Source organism: Pseudomonas morbosilactucae (genome assembly GCF_023241715.1).
GTDB lineage: Bacteria > Pseudomonadota > Gammaproteobacteria > Pseudomonadales > Pseudomonadaceae > Aquipseudomonas > Aquipseudomonas morbosilactucae.
Genome location: NZ_JALQCW010000059.1, coordinates 59,063 through 78,961, shown reverse-complemented (window position 1 = coordinate 78,961; position 19,899 = coordinate 59,063). Strand labels below are relative to the sequence as shown.

Here is a 19,899-nt window from a genome sequence, read left to right as displayed (position 1 = left end):
CATGAACTAAGGATGATCACCATGGGCAAACGTCACCCCAACCTTCCAGCCTGGCAATGGCGCGCCTACCCGGACAATCACCGCAACCCGACCAACCTGGTGTTGCACCTGATTGCCGTGCCGCTGTTCATCATCGGCTTCCTGTTGATTGCCTCGGGGATCTTCTCGTTGAGTTTCTTGAGCATTGCCATCGGCGTGGTCGGATTGCTCGCTGCACTGGGTTTGCAGCGCCACGGCCACAGCCTGGAGGCGCAAGCAGCCGAGCCTTTCAGCGACCGCAAAGACGCCGTCCAACGCCTGTTGCTGGAGCAGTTCCTGACCTTCCCGCGCTTTGTCCTCAGTGGTGCGTGGTGGCGGGCCTGGCGCCAACGCCACCACCGTTGACTGCGGCTTCAGCCGAAAACCGTCACCGTCTGCCGGCTCAAGGCGATCAGTTGGCCGTCGGGGCTCCACAAGGTGGCAGCGGTGTGTCCATAACCGTCGCGGCCATGTTCGATCTCTACCCGGTACTTGCACCAATCCAGGGTGCTTAACGCCAACAAGGGCTGCACAAACTCAATGGTCCAGGTCAAGGTGCTGCCCGCCGCCGGTTTGTTCAGGTGCGGCAACAGCGCCGGTGGCCAGGCATCCACCAGGGCCAGAAGATGGGCCTCGGTCAGCGGCTCCTCTTTGACGTCACCGCGCAAGCGCACCCAACCGCCCATTTCGCGGGATTGACTGCCGGTAAACGGCAGGTCGCCCAAGCCCCAGCGCATCGCCAGATGACGCAGGAACTCCGGGGTCACGCCCTTGATATAAGGCAGCTCCTGGCATTCATCCCAGTGTTTCATCGCAGGTGCAGGCAGCGCCGGAACCGTGACTTCGGACGGTCTTGAGGCACCAAAACTGCCTTGCACCAAGGTCACCACCTGCTCCTTTTGCATGACCCGTCCCAACACTTGGCTGACTGCTTTGCCTTCGCGCAGCACGTCCACCTCAAAGCTCACCGGCACCTCCGGCTCCACCGGCCCGACAAAGGTAATCGCCAGAGAACGCAATGGCCGATCGAGCGGCACCTTGGCGCGCATCGCCTCGTACTGCAAGGCCACCACCAATCCGCCAAAACTGGCACGGCCCTGGGCCCACTCAGCCGGGATCGACAATGCCGATGGCTGGGCGCGAACAGCTTCGAGCAAATCGTAAAAGCGCATGCAAACCTCATGGCGACAGAAAAAGACCCTGGGATCTTAACCAGCAGCGCACCGCCACACAGCCATTATTCCTGCCAAACCCGCGGACAGATAAGCCGATGTGTCAGCGCTTGAAGCAATCGCGGCTAAGCCTGGCGAGGACCTTATCGGCACGGGCTTCGGCTTTGAGCATGGTGCTGCGCCAGACCGGCACACAGGGCAGCAGGTCGGGTTCGTGTTCGGCTCGCGCCAGCCATTGCCAGCAATCATGCCAATCCCCCAGCGCGCCTTGGGCAGCCTTAAGTCGAGACATGGCTTTGGCGGGCAACTGCCCCAGTTCCGGGTAGGCGTCAGCCGCGTAGCGCACGCGCTTGATCAACAAACGCAGGCGATGGCGATCATGGGCCGGGTCATGCAGGGTCTGGTCCAAGGCGTCCCACTGCTTGGCCAAACGCTTTTCAATGCGCTGGCGCAAGCCCCGCAGTATCTTCTGGCGCTGCGCGGCCCGTAAGAATCGTGGAAACGCGTCCAACACCAAGAGCAATTGTGCCAACTCCGGCCCTTGCGCCACATTCGGATAGGCTTCGGCCATTTGCGCCATGCGCCGTGTGGCTGCCTCATGCTGGCCGTGCTCATGCAGGTAGGCGGCCAGCACCTCTCGGTCGCGCAAAGGCGTGGTCACTTGGCCCACCGCCGACGCGGCCGCTTCCAGTTGCTCCACGCCCGGCAAACCACGCAGCGGGCGCAACAGGCTGCGCAAGCGACGCACCGTAGTGCGCAAGTCATGCAACGCTTCCGGATCGGTGGCCACTGCCAAACGCGCCTGACACGCCAACAAACGGACTTCCAGGCCCAGGACCTGAGCCACCAAACGATCAACCAAGGCAGACATTATTGACCCTCGAATCGAGCAATCCGGAGGACGGCTCCCTGCCGCCGCCCCAGTTGTCTCAAGAATGACACCGCAGGATGCCACAGCATTGCGCTGTGTCATAAAGGCCTGCGGAGCCCACAGCGTGAGCCCGAGGACCGGCCCGCATCAGCGGCCGGCGCGGGATTCGCGAATGTAGAAGCGTGCTTTTTCGGCTTTCTTGGCGCAACCCTCGAACGCCTCGAACTGCTGCTGAGTCTTGGCGCCTGTCAGCAACGACAGGGCTTTGGAGTAGCTGACCGTGCCGGCGAAACCCTCGGCCTTGGCCAGGTCCAGCTCATGCCAGGCCGCGTCCAGCTGGGTGCCGCAGCTGTCACGGTAGGCGGTTTTACCTGCGCAACCTGCCAGGGCCAACGCAATCAGGGGTAAACAGATCCAGGCTTTCATCGATGACACCTCAAAAGAGCAAACAGTCGTACAGCTTAAGACGGTGCCGACACTGAAAAGTGCCTAGCCTCCACAACGGAAAATCCGACAGGCCAGAGCATAGCCGGACGTTGGCATCGCCCCTAGAAAAACCCGCGCTGCTCGCGGCCGGGAATTGAACCCAGGCACCCAATAGGTGCATTGTTGCAAACTGATTGCCGAAGGGATGAGTCATGAAAAAGCGCGTTGCATTGGTCCTGGGCTCTGGCGGCGCCCGGGGATACGCCCATATCGGGGTCATCGAAGAAATCGAAAAGCGCGGTTACGACATTGCCTGCATCGCCGGCTGCTCCATGGGCGCAGTGGTGGGTGGGATCTACGCCGCCGGCAAGCTCAATGAATACCGGGACTGGATCGAAAGCCTGGACTACCTCGACGTGCTGCGCCTAGTGGATGTCAGCTTTCGCCTGGGGGCCATTCGCGGGGAAAAGGTCTTCGGGCAAATCCGCAAGATCGTTGGCGAAATCAACATCGAAGAGCTGCGCATCCCCTACACGGCCGTGGCCACGGACCTGACCAATCAGCAGGAAATCTGGTTCCAGGAGGGCTGCCTGCACCAAGCCATGCGTGCCTCGGCAGCGATTCCCAGCCTGTTCACCCCAGTGATGCAGGGCAACCGCATGTTGGTGGACGGCGGCCTGCTCAACCCACTGCCGATCGTGCCGGTGGTGTCCAGTCATTGCGACTTGATCATTGCCGTCAACCTCAACTCCACCAACCAGCGCCACTATCAACTGCCGGTCATCCAGCGCCCGCCGGCCTTCAAAAGCCGCTTCGACAGCCTGATCAACTCCCTCGGCTCGCACCTGCCGTTCCGCCGCAAGCAGGCCGAGCAATTGTTGCTGCTCGAACAGGAAGCACTGAAGGCCCAAGCTGCCGATATCAACCCATGGATCGAGTCCGCCGAGCCCGAGGCCCAGCAACCGGCCGCGGCTCCGGAGTCCGAAGGCGCGCCGAAGTCGGCCAGTGGCTCGTTCATCATCGATAACGTCGGCCCGGCGTCCCTGCTGGACCTGATCAACCAGAGCTTCGAGGTGATGCAGACGTCATTGGCGCAGTACAAGATCGCCGGTTACCCCCCGGATATCCTGATCAACGTGCCCAAGCGGGTGTGCCGCTTCTTTGAGTTCTACAAGGCCCCGGAGCTGATCGCGCTGGGACGGGAAATTGCCCGCGATACCCTGGACCGCTACGAGAACGATTTGCCTTGAATGCACCGGCGGCCAGCCAGGCCCTGCCATGTTTTGCAGGCCGCGGAGAGCGGGTCATCAATGCCCTCAACCCTCGCCTGCCAACAAGCGGTAACCCACCCCCGCCTCGGTGACAATGAAGCGCGGCTGGGTCGGGTCATCCGCCAGTTTCTGCCGCAGATGGCCCACCACAATCCGCAGGTAATGGCTGTCCTCGGTGTGGGTTGGGCCCCAGATATCCTTGAGCAATTGCTGTTGGGTGATCACCCGCCCCGGGTGCCGGGCCAACTGCGCCAGCACCGCATATTCCTTGCGGGTCAGAGCCACCTCGGCCCCGTCCAGCAACACACGGCGATAGGCCAGGTCCACAGTCAGCGGGCCCACTTGCAACGCCGCTTCCTGGGCCTCGCCCGCCGGTGCCTGACGCAACAAGGCGCGGATCCGCGCCAGGAATTCCTGAATGCCGAAAGGCTTGGTCACATAGTCGTTGGCGCCGCCGTCCAGGGCTTGGACCTTCTGCCCTTCGCTGGCCCGCACCGACAGCACCAGCACCGGCACCGCGGACCACTCGCGAAATTCACGCAGCACTTGCTGCCCGTCCATGTCCGGCAGGCCCAGGTCGAGCACCAGCAAGTCCGGTTTGTTCAGCGCCGCCTGGGCCAGCCCCTCGGTACCGGTACGGCTTCCAGCACTTTGTAGCCCTGGGAGGCCAGGCTGATGCGCAGAAATTTGCGAATCTGCGGTTCGTCGTCGATGACCAGGATGGTCGCGATCTGGCTCATGGTCTGAATTCAACGCTGATAAAGGGCTGCAGAGTAGCGCAGCCAGCGGCGACACGGGGCTTGGCATTCAAGGTTCGCCCTCCAGCCCGGGCTGGGTCGGCAAAGGCAGGTGCAAGGTGATGCAAGTGCCATGACCCTCGATGCCGTCGCCAACACTGATGTGCCCGCCATGGGCACCGACCATGCCCTTGCAGATGGCCAGGCCCAGCCCCGTGCCTTGAGCGCCCCGATCACCTCGCGCCGCCGTATAGAACATGTCGAAAATCTTGCTGCGCTCCTCGGGCGGAATCCCTGGTCCCTCGTCACTCACGGCAAAGCACAGTTCGCCGTCAGCGGCCGCGACCCGCAGTTGCAAGCGCCCCTGGACCGGGGAGAAGCGTGCGGCGTTTTCCAGGACATTGACCAGCGCCTGCTCAATCAGCGCGGCATGCACATAAAGCAGCGGCAACGCGGCCGGCACCTCGGTCGTGACGTGCAGGGGCGCCAACACCGCTCGCAAATGGCCCAGGGCGCTGCCGACAATATCGCCGGGGGCCACCCAATCGCGGGCCAGCTTCAAGGCGCCGTGGCCCAGGCGCGTCATGTCCAGCAGGTTCTGGATGTAGCGATCCAGGCGCTCGGCTTCATCCCGGGTGCCCTCCAGCAATTCGCGACGATCCTCCAGGGGAATTGCCTCGCCCAGGGCCAGTAGGCTGTCGATGCTGCCGCGCATCGAGGTCAACGGCGTGCGCAGATCATGGGACACCGAGGCCAGCAAGGCGCTGCGCAGTTGCTCGGTTTCCCCGTGCAGGCGGGCCGCTTCCAGGTCTTCGGCCAGTTGCGCCCGGGCCAGGGCCTGAGCCAAGGGCTGGCTTAGGGCAGTCAGCAGGCGCCGCCGCTGACCACTGAAGGTCTCGCCCTCTTGGGGACAGACACCCAGCAACCCCAAAGGTCCGTCCTCCACGGACAACGGCCACCACCACCAGCGCCCGGAAGGCAGGGTTCCGGTGCCCAGCCCGGCGGGCTGATCGTGCTGCCAGGCCCAGTCCGCGGCCGCCCGCTCCGACTCGGAAAACACCAAGGGCCCACCGGTTTCCACCTTCCAGCCACCTTGGCCGTCACGGTTGAGCAGGCAGAGCTGCACCTCCTCCCAGCCATTCAAATGCTGGGCGGCGGCGCTGATGACGGCTTGCCGATCCGTGGCGGCAGTCAACTTGCGCGACAGATCCAGCAATTCACTGGTTTCTTCCTGGGTATCACGCAGGGCCTGCAACTGCCGGCGCTGGCGCGCGGCCAGGTTGCCGGTCAACGCCGCCATCATCAGGAAGAACAACAGGGTCAGGACATCCTCTTCGCGCTGGATGGAAAACGAGAAGTTCGGCGGGATAAACAGAAAGTCATAGGTCAGGAACGACAGCGCCGCGCAGGCCAAGGCCGGGCCCAGGCTGCTGCGCACCGCCACCAGCAACACCGCGGCGAGGAACACCAGGGAGATATTGGGCAACGGCAGGACACTGGCCACGCCCCAGGCCAGGGCACTGGCCAAGGCCGTCGCCACCAGGGCCAGGGCGTAATCAAACCAGATCGGGGAAGGTCGCACCCGCAGCCCCGGGGCTTGCTGTTGCAGTTCCGTGTCGAGGACGTTGATTTCCAGGCCCCGAGCATGGCGCAGCAGGCGCTCCGCCAACCCCCCACCGAACCAGCGACGACGAAAGCGTTGCCGCGACTGGCCCACCAGCACCAGGCTGGCGCGGCGCTCAGCGGCGTGTTGGATCAGGGTTTTCGCCACCTCGCCGGCGCGCAACAGCACCACCTCGCCACCCAGGCGCTCGGCCAATTGCTGGGCAGCCTGCAGACGCAAGCGTGACTGCTCATCGGCCGCCCGGCCGTTATCCACGTGCACCAGACTCCAGGGCAGGTGACGCCGCTGGGCCACCCGGCTGGCGTGACGCACCAGGCGTTCGGCCTGGTCATCGCCGTCCACACCCACCAACAGACGCCCACGAACCGCCGGTGCCGCCTGCCCCAACTGGCGATAGCCCTGGGCCAGATCGTTATCAACCTGGGCCGCCGCCGTCTGCATGGCCAACTCACGCAGGGCCGTGAGGTTGGTCTGTGTAAAGAACGCATCGATGGCAGCCCGCGCCTGCTCCGGCACATAGACCTTGCCATCGCGCAGGCGCTCCAGCAGTTCCCGTGGCGGCAGGTCCACCAGCAGCAACTCATAGGCTTCTTGCAGGACCCAGTCGGGCAGGGTTTCCCGCACCTGGACACCGGTGATCCCGCGCACCTGGTCGTTGAGGCTTTCCAGGTGCTGGACGTTGACCGTGGTGAATACATCGATGCCGGCGGCGAGCAGCTCCTGGATGTCTTGCCAGCGCTTGGCGTGGCGGCTCCCCGGGGCGTTGCTGTGGGCCAGTTCGTCCACCAGCACTAGGCTTGGCCGCGCCTTGAGCAGACCGTCGAGGTCCATCTCTTCGAGCATCACGCCGCGGTATTCGGAACGCACCAACGGCTGCTGAGGCAAGCCGCCCAACAGGGCTTCGGTTTCCGCCCGGCCGTGGGTTTCCACCACCCCGGCCAGGAGCTTCACCCCCTGGCGCAATTGGGCATGGGCCGCCTGGAGCATGGCGTAGGTCTTGCCGACGCCGGGGGCGGCGCCCAGAAAGACTTTGAGTCGACCACGACCGTCCCGGGGCAAATCAGCTAACAGCGCATCGGCGCGGTCGGAATCACTCATGCCATTCTCTCTCTGAACTCAAACCTATCCATCCTGCTGCGAGCCTGTGGTTACCTGTGTAGCGCAAGCCTGCCCGCACCTACAACGCTAGCCGTTGCAACGCCATGTTCAGCGCCAGCACATTGACCACCGGTGGCCCCACCAGCGGTTGTTCGGTGTGGGCCGCGACCAGTTGCTGCAAGGTCGCTGGCGGCACGTTACGCGCCGCGGCGACCCGCGCCAGTTGATAGTTAATCGCTGCGGGAGGCAAGTGCGGATCCAGACCGCTGCCCGACGTGGTCAGCAACGCCAGGGGCACCGGCCCCTGACCGGGTACCTGCAACTTGTTGGCGTCGTCGATCACCCGCGTGGCCAGGGCCGGGTTGCTCGGCGCCAGGTTGCTGGCACTGCTGGACACCGTCGCAAAAGCCCCCGCCGAAGGACGCGGGTGAAACCAGGCATCGCCGGTAAAATCCTGGGCGATCAGGGCCGAGCCCCGTACCTTGCCGTCGGCATCTCGCACCAGGCTGCCATTGGCCTGATCCGGGAACGCCACCTGGGCCACACCCGTCACCACCAAGGGGTAGACCACGCCAGTGATCAGGGTCATCAACACCATCAGGCTCAAGGCCGGACGCAATACGCTAGACATCTCTCAATCCTCGATTCAGTCAGTCCCTGCAAGAGCCGGCGAACCGGCCCCTGCAAAAAGGGTTACACCAGATGCAGTGCGGTGAGCAGCATGTCGATCAGCTTGATGCCCACGAACGGCACCACGATCCCGCCCACGCCATAGATCAGCAGGTTGCGCCGCAGCAGATGCGCCGCACTCGCCGCCTGCACCCGCACACCGCGCAGGGCCAGGGGAATCAGCACTACGATGATCAGGGCGTTGAAAACAATGGCCGAGAGAATCGCACTCTGCGGGCTGCTCAAGCCCATGATGTTGAGCACGCCAAGCTGTGGATAAATCGCCGCGAACAGGGCCGGCAAAATGGCAAAGTACTTGGCCACGTCGTTGGCAATGGAAAAGGTGGTCAGGGCGCCACGGGTAACCAGCAGTTCCTTGCCGATCTGCACAACGTCTAGCAACTTGGTCGGATCGCTGTCCAAGTCCACCATATTGGCGGCCTCGCGGGCGGCCTGGGTGCCGTCGTTCATGGCCATGCCCACATCCGCCTGGGCCAGGGCCGGGGCGTCGTTGGCGCCGTCACCGCACATGGCGACCAGGCGCCCGTCGTTTTGCTCATGACGAATCCGTGCCAGCTTCTTCTCCGGAGTGGCTTCGGCCAACACGTCATCCACTCCCGCTTCAGCGGCGATGGCCGCAGCGGTCAAGGGGTTGTCGCCGGTGACCATCACCGTACGAATCCCCAGCTTGCGCAGCTCGGCGAAGCGCTCACGAATCCCGGGCTTGACCACGTCCTTGAGGTGGATGGCGCCCAACAACCGGCCCTCGGCACACACCAGCAACGGGGTGCCGCCACTCTGGGCAATCTTGTCGATTTCCCGCGACAGGGCCGGCGCCAGGTCGCTGCGTTGCTGGCCGACGAAGCTGAGTAGCGAATCCACCGCCCCCTTGCGGTAAACACGGCCTTGGTAATCCACCCCCGACAAACGGGTTTCGGCGCTGAACGGCACACCAATCAATGCATCGGCACCCGGCTCAGGCTGTGGATAAAGTCCGCGCAGGTAGTCAACGATGGATTTGCCTTCCGCCGTGTCGTCGGCCAGGGACGCCAACAAGGCGCCTTCGGCCATTTCCTTGGCGGTCACGCCCGGGGCAGCATGAATCGCCGCACAACGACGGTTGCCAAAGGTGATGGTGCCGGTCTTGTCCAGCAGCAGCACGTGCACGTCCCCCGCCGCTTCCACCGCGCGGCCGGACTTGGCGATCACGTTCAGGCGCACCAGGCGGTCCATGCCGGCGATGCCGATGGCCGACAGCAGGCCACCAATGGTGGTAGGGATCAGGGTCACCAATAAGGCCACCAGAAACACCAGCGGCAGGCTGCCGTTGGCGAAGTGGGCGAAGGGCTGCAGCGTCACGACCACCAGCAGGAAGATCAGAGTCAGGCCGATCAGCAGGATGTCCAGGGCCACTTCATTGGGGGTTTTCTGGCGTTTGGCGCCCTCCACCAGCGCAATCATGCGGTCCAGGGTCGACTCCCCCGGGTTGGCAGTGATCCGCACCAGCAGCCAATCGGACACCAGCCGGGTGTTGCCGGTGACGGCCGAGCGGTCGCCCCCGGACTCACGAATCACCGGCGCAGATTCGCCGGTGATCGCTGCCTCGTTGACCGCCGCGATGCCTTCGATGACTTCGCCGTCACCGGGGATCATCTCCCCGGCCTCAACCCGCACCACATCGTCTTTGCGCAACTGAGCGGCCGGGACAATCTGGAAGCCACCATCGGCTTGCCGACGCCGCGCACTGAGGCCCTCACTGCCCGCTTTAAGGCTGTCGGCACGAGCCTTGCCACGACCTTCGGCCAAGGCTTCGGCGAAGTTGGCGAACAGCACGGTGAACCACAGCCACAGGGCGATCTGCGCCGCGACGAAGGTCGGCACCGCGGTGTCGGGAATAAAGCACAGCACGGTGGTGAGGATCGCCGTCAGCTCGACCACCAGCATCACCGGCGAGCGTTGCAACTGGCGCGGGTCGAGTTTGACGAAGGCTTGCACCAGCGCCGGGCGCCAGAGCGCTGCGATGGAGGTTTTCTGTTGCTCGGAGGCGCCGTGCCTGGCGTTGGTGCGCTGGCCCTCGGCAACCTGGGAAGCGGCCTTGTTCGAGGCTGGAATCTGCATATTCATGTTGGAATCCTCAGAAGCCCATGCTCAGGTGTTCGGCGATCGGGCCCAACGCCAGGGTCGGCAGGAAGGTCAAGCCGCCCACCAGCAAGATGGTCACCGTCAGCAACGCCACGAACAGCGGGCCATGGGTGGGAAAACTGTTCTGGCCGATGGGCGCGGTTTTCTTCAACGCCAGGCTGCCGGCCAGGGCCAGTACCGGAAGGATGTAACCGAAACGGCCAATCAACATGCCCAACCCCAGCATCAGGTTATGAAAGGGCGTGTTAGCGCCAAAGCCGCCAAACGCCGAACCGTTGTTGGCACTGGCAGAGGTGTAGGCGTAGAGCAACTGGCTGAAGCCGTGGGCCCCGGGATTGCTGACTGCGGCCACCGGCCCAGGCAGGCTGGCGGCAATCGCACCCAGCACCAGCACGCCGATCGGCATCACCATCAGGGTCAACACCAGCAGTTGCACTTCCTTGGCCTGAAGCTTCTTGCCCAGGTATTCGGGGGTACGACCGATCATCAAGCCGGCCAGGAACACCGCGATCAGCACGTTGAGCAACATGCCGTAAAGACCGGCCCCAACACCGCCGAAGATCACCTCGCCAACCATCATGTTGATCAACGCCACCATTCCGCTGAGGGGGTTGAGGCTGTCGTGCATGCCGTTGACCGAACCGTTGGACGCCGCCGTGGTGGTCACCGACCAGAGCACGGTGGCGGTGGTTCCGAAGCGTGACTCCTTGCCTTCCAGCGGCGCCGCTTGCTCGACCGCCGGGTTATTCAGCGCCGGGTTGGGCTGGTATTCGGCCCACAGCGAAGTGGCACCGCCAATCAGGAACAAGGCCAGCATGCAGGCGACGATGGCCCTGCTCTGCCGCAGGTCTTTCACGTAGTGACCAAAGGTGAAAACCAGGGCCACCGGAATGAGGATGATCGAGGCCAGTTCGAACAGGTTGCTCCAGGCGGTCGGGTTCTCGAAGGGATGGGCCGAGTTGACACCGAAAAAGCCCCCGCCATTGGTGCCCAGTTGCTTGATCGCAATCTGACTGGCTGCCGGCCCCAACGGGATCACTTGATCGGCGCCCTGCACCGTCAACGCATTCACATACTGGGCAAAGGTTTGTGGCACCCCCTGCCAGACCAGGAACAGCGCCAACAACAGACACAGAGGCAACAGCCCATAAAGAGTGGCGCGAGTCATGTCGACCCAGAAGTTACCCAGGGTCTGTGCCGAACGCCGGCCGATACCGCGACACAGGGCCACCAGCACCGCAAGCCCGGTGGCAGCGCTGACAAAGTTCTGCACCGTCAGGCCGGCCATCTGGCTGAGGTAGCTCAGGGACGCCTCACCGCTGTAGGACTGCCAGTTGGTGTTGGTCATGAAGCTGACCGCCGTGTTGAAGGCCAAGGTCCACTCCTGGCCCGGCAAGTGCTGCGGGTTGAGGGGCAGGTGATCTTGAAACAACAACATCGCGAACAGCAGGAGAAAACCTGCAAGGTTGAACGCGAGCAAGGCCAGCGTGTACTTCTGCCAGCTCTGTTCAGCCTGCGGATCAACCCCGGCCAGCCGATAACAGCCCCGCTCCACAGGACCGAGCAACGGACTCAGCCAGGTGCGCTGCCCCTCCATGACCCGGTAATAAAAACGCCCCAGGAAAGGGGCCGGCAACAGCACCAGGGCAAAGAAGGCGAGGATCAGCCAATAGTCATTACTGTGCATAACCGCAGCTCCTAGTTCCGATCCGCGCGCAACAGCGCAACCAGTAGATAAACGAACAGCCCCACTGCCAGCAGCAGTGACACCCCGTCCAGAACGCTCATGGAATTTCTCCGTCGTACGGCGATTGCCGCGTGTAGGGGGATTGTCCCCAGGAGCGCCGTAAAGGAACGAGAGCGAGGCCGCGCACAGGGCATAAAGAAAGCGTAAAGACTGGCCGCATTGCCCGGCCTGTCGGCGATCTGAGAGCGATGGGCGTTGATCACGATGCCCTTGGGCGTTGCATGCCCCTGCACCACGCTGAGCGCTTTTTCCTGGGAAATAGCGCTGAACATCCTCGATACGACAGCTTTTCAGCCTTTGCGACGCTTTTTTGCAGACTGGCACAGCCGATGCACAGCCCCTTTGGAGCACTTCAAACCGTTCAGGGAGCAACCGATGAACACACAACTAAAACCCACCTTGGGGACGTTGCATTTATGGGGCATCGCGGTCGGCCTGGTGATCTCCGGGGAATACTTCGGCTGGAGTTATGGCTGGGGCGTCGCCGGGACATTGGGCTTTCTGCTCACGTCACTGATGGTCGCGGCCATGTACACCTGCTTTATCTTCAGCTTCACCGAACTGACCACGGCGATTCCTCACGCAGGTGGCCCATTTGCCTATAGCCGCCGGGCTTTCGGCGAAAAAGGCGGGCTGATTGCCGGGCTCGCGACCCTGATTGAATTCGTCTTCGCCCCACCAGCCATTGCCCTGGCCATCGGCGCCTACCTGAACGTGCAGTTCCCCGCCCTGGACCCAAAGCACGCCGCGGTTGGCGCCTATTTCGTGTTTATGGGCCTGAACATCCTCGGGGTAAAACTGGCCGCTACCTTTGAGTTGGTGGTGTGCGTGTTGGCCGTGGCCGAACTGCTGGTGTTCATGGGAGTGGTGGCGCCGGCCTTCAGCTTCAGCAATTTCGCCCTCAATGGATGGGCCGGCTCCGATACTTTTGGTGCCCCGGCGATTGCCGGCATGTTTGCCGCCATTCCCTTTGCCATCTGGTTCTTCCTGGCCATCGAAGGCGCCGCGATGGCGCCGAAGAAGCCAAGGACCCTAAACGCACCATTCCCAAAGCCTACATCAGCGGCATCCTGACCCTGGTTTTCCTGGCGATGGGGGTGATGTTCTTCGCCGGCGGCGTGGGTGACTGGCGAACCTTGTCGAACATCAACGATCCCCTGCCCCAGGCCATGAAAACCGTGGTCGGCGACAGTTCCGGCTGGCTGCACATGCTGGTGTGGATTGGCCTGTTCGGCCTGGTGGCCAGCTTCCACGGGATCATTCTTGGTTACTCACGGCAATTCTTCGCCCTGGCCCGCGCAGGCTACCTGCCGGCCTCGCTGGCCAAGTTATCGCGATTCCAGACCCCGCACCGCGCCATCATTGCCGGCGGGCTGATCGGTATCGCGGCGATCTACAGCGACGGCCTGATCAACCTCGGCGGCATGACCCTGACCGCGGCGATGATCACCATGGCAGTCTTCGGCGCCATCGTGATGTACATCATGAGCATGCTCAGCCTGTTCAAACTGCGGAAGACCGAACCCGATTTGGAACGCACCTTCCGCGCTCCAGGCTACCCGCTGGTACCGGCCATCGCCTTGGTCCTGGCCGTGGTGTGCCTGGTCGCCATGGCTTGGTTCAACACCCTGATCGGCCTGATTTTCCTGGGTTTCATGGCCGCAGGCTTCGTCTACTTCCAACTCACTGCCCAGTTGCGTGCCGATGCGCCGGCAGACGCCATGTTGACCGGGCTGTAAACCGCGCCAAAGCGGGGCCAAAGGATCAGGCATACAATGGAACCACTGTGAAATACCTTCACTCAAAGTGGTACAGGCAGGCCCGCGAGCGAACCCCTTCGCCACCCGGCCTGCTGTTAAGGAGAGCCCTATGCCCTGGTATGCCTGGTTGATTCTGGTGATTGCAATCGGTTCGATTGTCGGCGGCTTGATGATGTTGCGTGATACCGCCAACAAGGTAGAGCTGACCGATGAGCAACGTAAGCGCGTGGCCGAACGCAACGCACAAATGGACGCCAAGGAAGCGCAAGACCGTTAACCTGCAAAGCCCCTGGCTGCAATGGCCAAGGGGCTTCTGGATACTTCAAGGCAAGGCTTGAAGCTTTAACGACACTCCAGACACTTGAACAATGTGTAACGCACAAGACGCTTAAACGGTTGAAGGCCGGTCATTGACCGGCCTCCGCCCAAACCAACGCTCCGTCAATTGACCTCGAGTTTGTCCCGGTTGCGCTCCAGGAGCGTCTTGCCAATGCCTTTGACCTCCAGCAACTCATCCACGGAGGCAAAAGGCCCATGGCTATCGCGATAGTCGACGATTGCCTTGGCCTTGGCCGCACCAATACCGAACAGCTCACGCTGCAGCGTCGGCAAATCTGCGGTGTTCAGGTTGACCTTGTTTACCCGGTCGGCGGCAGTGGGCGCCTCGATCACGGCGGGGCTTGTCTGAGCCGAAACAGCAGGGGCAGCGTTAACGACCAGGGAAGTGCTGGCCAACAGAGCGAAGATCAGCGAGGAAAAATAAGGGATACGCATAGGTGACACTCCATGACATCGATTGGGAAAGCAGCTTTTCCAAAGCTGCCTCCCTAACCTAGGTGATGCCACGAGCAAGTCAAAAACCACTGAGTTACAGCTTATGTAGGCTCAAGGTTCCAAACGGCGCTGCTGATGAATCCAGTCGACAATTTCCCCGTCAGGCGAGTAACCGCTGACCGTTTCCCGAAGCAACTGACGCACCCTCGGATAGTCGTCTTGATCAATGGCAGCAAGGAGTTCGCTCAACTTAGCCTTCAAGACCTCCCACGGCAGGTGATCTTCGTTGGCGCTCATGATCATCGGGTGCTGAGTGGCAGAAACGTTGTCGCCAATCAGTAACTCCTCGTAAAGCTTTTCACCAGGGCGCAGGCCGGTGAACTCAATGGCGATATCGCCTTGCGGATTCTTTTCCGAGCGCAGGCTAAGTCCGGACAGATGAATCATTTTCTCTGCCAACTCAGCTATTTTCACCGGTTCGCCCATGTCCAGGACAAATACGTCTCCGCCCTGCCCCATGGAACCAGCCTGGATGACCAGTTGCGCCGCTTCGGGGATGGTCATGAAGTAGCGGGTGATCTTGGGGTGCGTGACTGTCAGCGGCCCTCCAGAGGTGATCTGTTTGTGAAACAGCGGAATCACCGACCCGGAAGAACCCAATACATTGCCAAAGCGCACCATGGTGAAACGGGTTTTGTTGACTCGGGAAACATTGAACCTGTCACCAAAAAAAACCGGGGCAACTTCACGACTAAGCGCCTGCAATGTGAGTTCGGCGAGGCGCTTGGTGCTACCCATAACATTGGTGGGGCGTACTGCTTTATCCGTAGAGATCAACACAAAATTCGCCACTCCAGCCTGCAAGGCGGCTTGTGCGGTACTCAGCGTGCCAATCACATTATTAAGCACGCCCTCGGCAATATTGTGCTCGACCATAGGCACATGTTTGTAAGCCGCTGCGTGATAAACGGTATCAACTCTCCACGTTTTCATAATATCCAACAACTTATTCTGATCTCTTACAGAGCCGAGAATAGGTAGTAGTCGAACAGGCAAAGACTCCCGCGAGATACGGGGCTCGAGCTCAGAAAGAATATTATAAAGATTGTATTCACTGTGCTCATACAGCAGCAGCGTTTTAGGCTTGAGAGAGAGAATCTGGCGGCAAAGTTCAGACCCTATCGAACCACCAGCGCCTGTCACTAAAACGGTTTGATCGACAACGCAAAGTTCTAGTAAATCCGCTTGAGCTGGCACAGCGTCCCGTCCAAGCAGGTCAGCAATGTCCACCTCTTGAATGTCATCGACCTTCACTCGACCACTGGCCAGATCCATAAATCCGGGAACACTGCGAACGTGCAAGGGAAATTGTTCGAGCAACGTCAAAATTTCACGTCGACGCCCTCTCGAGGATGAGGGGACAGCCAGGAGGATTTCCTCCGCACCGGTTACATCGATCATCTGCTGGATGTACTTCGGCTTGTACACCTGCAAACCTGAAATCACCCGGTCTGCAATACTGCTGTCATCGTCGATAAACGCCACCGGCCGCATCACTCGCCCCATTCGCAAAGCGGCGACTAATTGATTACCGGCGGCTCCTGCGCCGTAAATCGCGACTTTGGTCAGACCATTGTCGCGATTGGCAAAAGGAACATATTGAGAGGCAGTAAACCAATCGCCCAGAAAATACTGGCGCATCATCAATCGCAGGCCACCGATCATGACAAGGCTGAGCCACCAGTAGTTGAATACGATGGAACGAGGCACCACGGCTTCGTGATTGCTATACCAGAACACCACCAACGCCAGTAGCAAGGCTGAAAGGCTGACAGCTTTGCAAATGGTAATCAGTGCATCATTGCCAAAATACCGCATGACGGCACGGTACATGCCAAACCGGATAAAGATAGGTATGGCAACGACCGGTGCAGACATAAAGAGCCAAAAATGGGTTTTTATAGGCCCTAGCAAATCCTCAATCCCAAGACGAACGAGGAACGCCAACCACAGGGCAAGCCAAACCAGTAGAACATCCGTGACCACCTGAACTGCACGCTTGTGGCGCTTAGGTAATCCCAACATGCCTGCTCGTAGCTTATCCATTAACCCTTCCTGCACCAGCCCTCTCCTAAAGTAAAATCAGCATTTGCAACGCTATCGCGCTTGAATCCCACAGCGACGCCTGCCGCTTAACGTCGTCATATTTTAAACCGTTCTGAAGCCCTCAAGCATGAAACTTCACGACTAAAACCACTGACGCCCCTCAAAGCAAGGTTCAGGATCGACTTAGCCCCATCCAACTTTTTTGGTCATTTTGTGGTCATTGGATCAACATGATGGCACCTCGGCGATGCACCACCGTCAATTTTATTTCCTACTTAGCCCCCCAAAACTTGATTTTTTGGTTACACCTTTATTAGGCGATAGCTTTGCTGTAATCACCGACGAACAGCGGATATAGGAATAGCCACTTTTAATCCTACACGAAAACCACGACCTACACTTAAACTCAACTGAAGGTAACGATTCAATCAGAAATTCTAAACTTCCAAATAGAGAGCGCTTTAGTAAAAAATCTTTATTAAATTAATTTAGAAAAAATCTAAAAAACAACCAAAAGAATTAAAAATAAATTTTCAGAAAACGAAGAAAAAAACCAAAAATTAGATATTAAAAAACAACAAACCCCAAAAAATTAAAATATTAAAACTACAGACCACCCAATAAACACCTCTAAACAGATCAAACAACCCGACAAGAAGCTTATTAAAATGCAGACCCACTATTTTTTTGCATCAATGACTTTTAAATTCGCCAAGAGCAACCTAAGAACCAGCCACTACAAAAATTAAAAAAACTGCCAAGCAATCACTAGCAGCGTTATAACTTACGAGTTCACTTATCGTAAGCACAACTGACCTACATCGACACCAAGCAGGTGATTAATGAAAATCCACACCCTCTTCCTCATCCTCATTCACTCGATCCCTGAGCTCCTTTCCTGGCTTGAAGTGAGGAACAAACTTGCCATCAAGGCTAACGGACTCTCCGGTCTTTGGGTTGCGGCCGACTCGCGGTGCTCGGTAATGCAAAGAGAAACTGCCAAACCCGCGAATCTCGATGCGATCCCCCGTCGCTAGACATTGAGACATCTGCTCAAGCATCGTCTTGATAGCAAGTTCAACATCCTTGGATGAAAGCAGCCCCTGATGGGTAACAATTCGCTCAATCAACTCCGACTTGGTCATATTTTTCCCTTCTTTTTCAAGCAGCTAGGAAAGTTCTCAAAAGGTTTTAGCATGCCGAGACGACTTTGAACAGCCCACCTATTGACTTATCTTCACTTAACCAGCTTGTACCTCCAACACCCCGGCTGAAGCTCTAGAAAGCCCTAAACTTCTACTACTTACACATGACCAGCATGGTGCGAGTCAGGTATCCCGCCGGGTTCCAGCCAAAGGGGTAGTCTCCCTCCTCTTCTTTTGCGTCATCAGACCGGGTAATGACCTTATAGCCCTGAAGCTTGCATTCGCGTGCTGCACGCTTGTGACACTGCTCCCAGGTGCCCCCCAGGCCTGAACAATCAACCTCTATACCGCTCACCCCGCGCACCGCATGGGTCTTTACATTGGTCGTGCACCCCACCAAGAGAGCCAAGACAACAACGACACTTAGCTTGCTCATTCTCATCCCTATGCAGCAGGCGCTGCTCTGCCATCACTCAGGTGAAGCCTAGACTTGAATGAGCAATTAGCTCATGGATAAAAGCGCGTTCCGATCCCGCAAAAAATTCCAGGCACAAAAAAGGGCGACCGAAGTCGCCCTTTTTATGGTCTGACAGAACTTAGTTCTGTTTTTCCATCTGTGCACGCAGCAGGTCGCCCAGAGTGGTAGGACCAGCAGCGATATCCGAAGTGGCTGGCTTGTCGCGCAGGCTTTGGATAGCTTCTTTCTCGTCTTCAACGTCTTTCGACTTGATCGAGAGCTGGATTACGCGGCTCTTACGGTCAACGCTGATGATCTTGGCTTCAACTTCTTCGCCTTCTTTCAGAACGTTACGCGCATCTTCGATGCGGTCACGGCTGATTTCGGAGGCTTTCAGAGTAGCTTCGATATCGTTGGCCAGGGTGATGATGGCGCCTTTAGCGTCAACTTCTTTTACAACCCCCTTAACGATTGCGCCTTTGTCGTTCTCTTGTACGTACTCGGAGAACGGATCGCTTTCCAGCTGCTTGATACCCAGGGAGATACGCTCACGCTCTGGATCAACAGACAGGATGACGGTGTCGAGCTCGTCGCCCTTCTTGAAGCGACGGACGGCTTCTTCGCCCACTTCGTTCCAAGAGATGTCGGACAGGTGAACCAGGCCGTCGATGCCGCCGTCCAGACCAATGAAGATACCGAAATCGGTGATCGACTTGATGGTGCCGGAGATTTTATCGCCCTTGTTGAACTGGCCAGAGAAATCTTCCCATGGGTTAGATTTGCACTGCTTGATGCCGAGGGAGATACGACGACGCTCTTCGTCGATGTCCAGAACCATAACTTCCACTTCGTCGCCGACTTGTACGACTTTCGAAGGGTGGATGTTCTTGTTGGTCCAGTCCATTTCGGAAACGTGTACCAGACCTTCAACGCCTTCTTCCAGCTCAGCGAAGCAGCCGTAGTCGGTCAGGTTGGTTACACGAGCGGTAACGCGGGTGCTTTCTGGGTAACGAGCCTTGATAGCGACCCATGGATCTTCGCCCAGTTGCTTCAGGCCCAGGGAAACACGATTGCGTTCGCGATCGTACTTCAGAACCTTGACATCGATCTCGTCGCCAACGTTGACGATTTCGGAAGGATGCTTGATACGTTTCCAAGCCATGTCGGTGATGTGCAGCAGGCCATCGACGCCACCCAGATCGACGAATGCGCCGTAATCGGTGAGGTTTTTGACGATACCTTTGACTTGCTGACCTTCCTGCAGGGATTCCAGCAGAGCTTCACGCTCAGCGGAGTTCTCGGCTTCGAGGACGCTACGGCGGGAAACGACAACGTTGTTGCGCTTCTGGTCGAGTTTGATGACTTTAAACTCGAGCTCTTTGCCTTCCAGGTGCGTGGTGTCGCGCACTGGACGGACGTCAACCAGAGAACCTGGCAGGAACGCACGGATGCCGTTAACGTCGACAGTGAAGCCGCCTTTAACCTTACCGTTGATAACGCCCTTGACCACTTCTTCGGCTGCGAAGGCTGCTTCCAGAACGATCCAGCATTCAGCGCGCTTGGCTTTTTCACGGGACAGCTTGGTTTCACCAAAGCCATCTTCAACCGAGTCCAGCGCAACGTGAACTTCGTCACCGACGTTGATAGTCAGGTCGCCAGCGTCGTTGTAGAACTGCTCAAGCGGGATGAGTGCTTCAGACTTCAGGCCAGCGTGAACGGTTACCCAGCGAGCTTGGTAATCGATATCAACGATAACACCGGTGATGATGGAGCCTGCCTGAAGGTTCAGGGTTTTTAGGCTTTCTTCAAAGAGTTCCGCAAAGCTTTCGCTCATTTTAATTCCTGTTGATAAGGGCGAAGAATACGCCCATCTGCCACATCC

At 59.3% G+C, this 19,899-nt stretch carries 16 protein-coding genes and 2 pseudogenes; 4 read left to right on the top strand and 14 right to left on the bottom strand.

Annotated features, from left to right (window positions below; all coding sequences use genetic code 11):
- Positions 1-21: 21 nt before the first annotated feature.
- A complete protein-coding gene (locus tag M1B34_RS21465; RefSeq protein ID WP_268261598.1) occupies positions 22-384 on the top strand; it encodes a terminase in 363 nt (120 codons plus the stop codon).
- A gap of 8 nt (positions 385-392) precedes the next feature.
- On the opposite strand, the gene M1B34_RS21460 is transcribed toward M1B34_RS21465, so the two are convergent.
- The 3 genes from M1B34_RS21460 to M1B34_RS21450 all read right to left on the bottom strand — a co-directional run bounded on the left by M1B34_RS21460 (position 393) and on the right by M1B34_RS21450 (position 2,487).
- Positions 393-1,190, bottom strand: coding sequence for an acyl-CoA thioesterase (locus M1B34_RS21460; RefSeq protein ID WP_268266168.1), 798 nt, complete (start codon positions 1,188-1,190; stop codon positions 393-395).
- Between the two features lie 103 nt (positions 1,191-1,293).
- Positions 1,294-2,061 (bottom strand): CHAD domain-containing protein, encoded by a 768-nt coding sequence (locus M1B34_RS21455; RefSeq protein WP_268266167.1) that lies wholly within the window; start codon positions 2,059-2,061, stop codon positions 1,294-1,296.
- Between the two features lie 147 nt (positions 2,062-2,208).
- On the bottom strand, positions 2,209-2,487 hold the full coding sequence (locus tag M1B34_RS21450) for a hypothetical protein (RefSeq protein ID WP_268266166.1): 279 nt from the start codon (positions 2,485-2,487) through the stop codon (positions 2,209-2,211).
- 212 nt (positions 2,488-2,699) lie between these two features.
- Between M1B34_RS21450 and M1B34_RS21445 the strand changes: the two genes are divergently transcribed.
- Entirely contained in the window at positions 2,700-3,737 is a 1,038-nt protein-coding gene (locus M1B34_RS21445; RefSeq protein WP_123328265.1) for a patatin-like phospholipase family protein, read from the top strand.
- Positions 3,738-3,803: 66 nt separating this feature from the next.
- Here the strand turns inward: M1B34_RS21445 and M1B34_RS21440 are convergent.
- The 6 genes and pseudogenes from M1B34_RS21440 to kdpF all read right to left on the bottom strand — a co-directional run bounded on the left by M1B34_RS21440 (position 3,804) and on the right by kdpF (position 11,816).
- A pseudogene (locus tag M1B34_RS21440) lies at positions 3,804-4,498 on the bottom strand (response regulator).
- A gap of 67 nt (positions 4,499-4,565) precedes the next feature.
- Complete coding sequence (locus tag M1B34_RS21435) at positions 4,566-7,217, bottom strand: sensor histidine kinase (RefSeq protein WP_268266165.1); 2,652 nt, start codon at positions 7,215-7,217, stop codon at positions 4,566-4,568.
- Positions 7,218-7,296: 79 nt separating this feature from the next.
- Positions 7,297-7,848 (bottom strand): potassium-transporting ATPase subunit KdpC, encoded by a 552-nt coding sequence (gene kdpC / locus M1B34_RS21430; RefSeq protein WP_268266164.1) that lies wholly within the window; start codon positions 7,846-7,848, stop codon positions 7,297-7,299.
- Positions 7,849-7,910: 62 nt separating this feature from the next.
- Positions 7,911-10,010 carry a potassium-transporting ATPase subunit KdpB gene (gene kdpB / locus M1B34_RS21425; RefSeq protein WP_123328269.1) on the bottom strand — a complete coding sequence of 700 codons (2,100 nt, stop codon included), beginning with the start codon at positions 10,008-10,010 and terminating at the stop codon, positions 7,911-7,913.
- Between the two features lie 10 nt (positions 10,011-10,020).
- Positions 10,021-11,715, bottom strand: a complete 1,695-nt coding sequence (gene kdpA / locus M1B34_RS21420; protein ID WP_123328270.1) for a potassium-transporting ATPase subunit KdpA — start codon at positions 11,713-11,715, stop codon at positions 10,021-10,023.
- Between the two features lie 11 nt (positions 11,716-11,726).
- Entirely contained in the window at positions 11,727-11,816 is a 90-nt protein-coding gene (gene kdpF / locus M1B34_RS21415) for a K(+)-transporting ATPase subunit F (RefSeq protein WP_123328800.1), read from the bottom strand.
- A gap of 334 nt (positions 11,817-12,150) precedes the next feature.
- On the opposite strand from kdpF, the pseudogene eat reads away from it, so the two are divergent.
- Both eat and M1B34_RS21405 read left to right on the top strand, forming a co-directional pair.
- Positions 12,151-13,514 (top strand): annotated as a pseudogene (eat, locus tag M1B34_RS21410) (ethanolamine permease).
- A 130-nt stretch (positions 13,515-13,644) separates the two neighbouring features.
- Entirely contained in the window at positions 13,645-13,812 is a 168-nt protein-coding gene (locus tag M1B34_RS21405; RefSeq protein ID WP_123328272.1) for a DUF2897 family protein, read from the top strand.
- 164 nt (positions 13,813-13,976) lie between these two features.
- On the opposite strand, the gene M1B34_RS21400 is transcribed toward M1B34_RS21405, so the two are convergent.
- The 5 genes from M1B34_RS21400 to rpsA all read right to left on the bottom strand — a co-directional run bounded on the left by M1B34_RS21400 (position 13,977) and on the right by rpsA (position 19,851).
- On the bottom strand, positions 13,977-14,309 hold the full coding sequence (locus tag M1B34_RS21400) for a ComEA family DNA-binding protein (protein ID WP_123328273.1): 333 nt from the start codon (positions 14,307-14,309) through the stop codon (positions 13,977-13,979).
- Positions 14,310-14,420: 111 nt separating this feature from the next.
- Entirely contained in the window at positions 14,421-16,415 is a 1,995-nt protein-coding gene (locus M1B34_RS21395) for a polysaccharide biosynthesis protein (RefSeq protein WP_268266163.1), read from the bottom strand.
- A gap of 839 nt (positions 16,416-17,254) precedes the next feature.
- Entirely contained in the window at positions 17,255-17,560 is a 306-nt protein-coding gene (ihfB, locus tag M1B34_RS21390; RefSeq protein WP_268266162.1) for an integration host factor subunit beta, read from the bottom strand.
- Between the two features lie 154 nt (positions 17,561-17,714).
- Complete coding sequence (locus M1B34_RS21385; RefSeq protein WP_268261606.1) at positions 17,715-17,996, bottom strand: hypothetical protein; 282 nt, start codon at positions 17,994-17,996, stop codon at positions 17,715-17,717.
- A 160-nt stretch (positions 17,997-18,156) separates the two neighbouring features.
- Positions 18,157-19,851, bottom strand: coding sequence for a 30S ribosomal protein S1 (gene rpsA, locus M1B34_RS21380; RefSeq protein ID WP_123328275.1), 1,695 nt, complete (start codon positions 19,849-19,851; stop codon positions 18,157-18,159).
- Between the last annotated feature and the right edge of the window lie 48 nt (positions 19,852-19,899).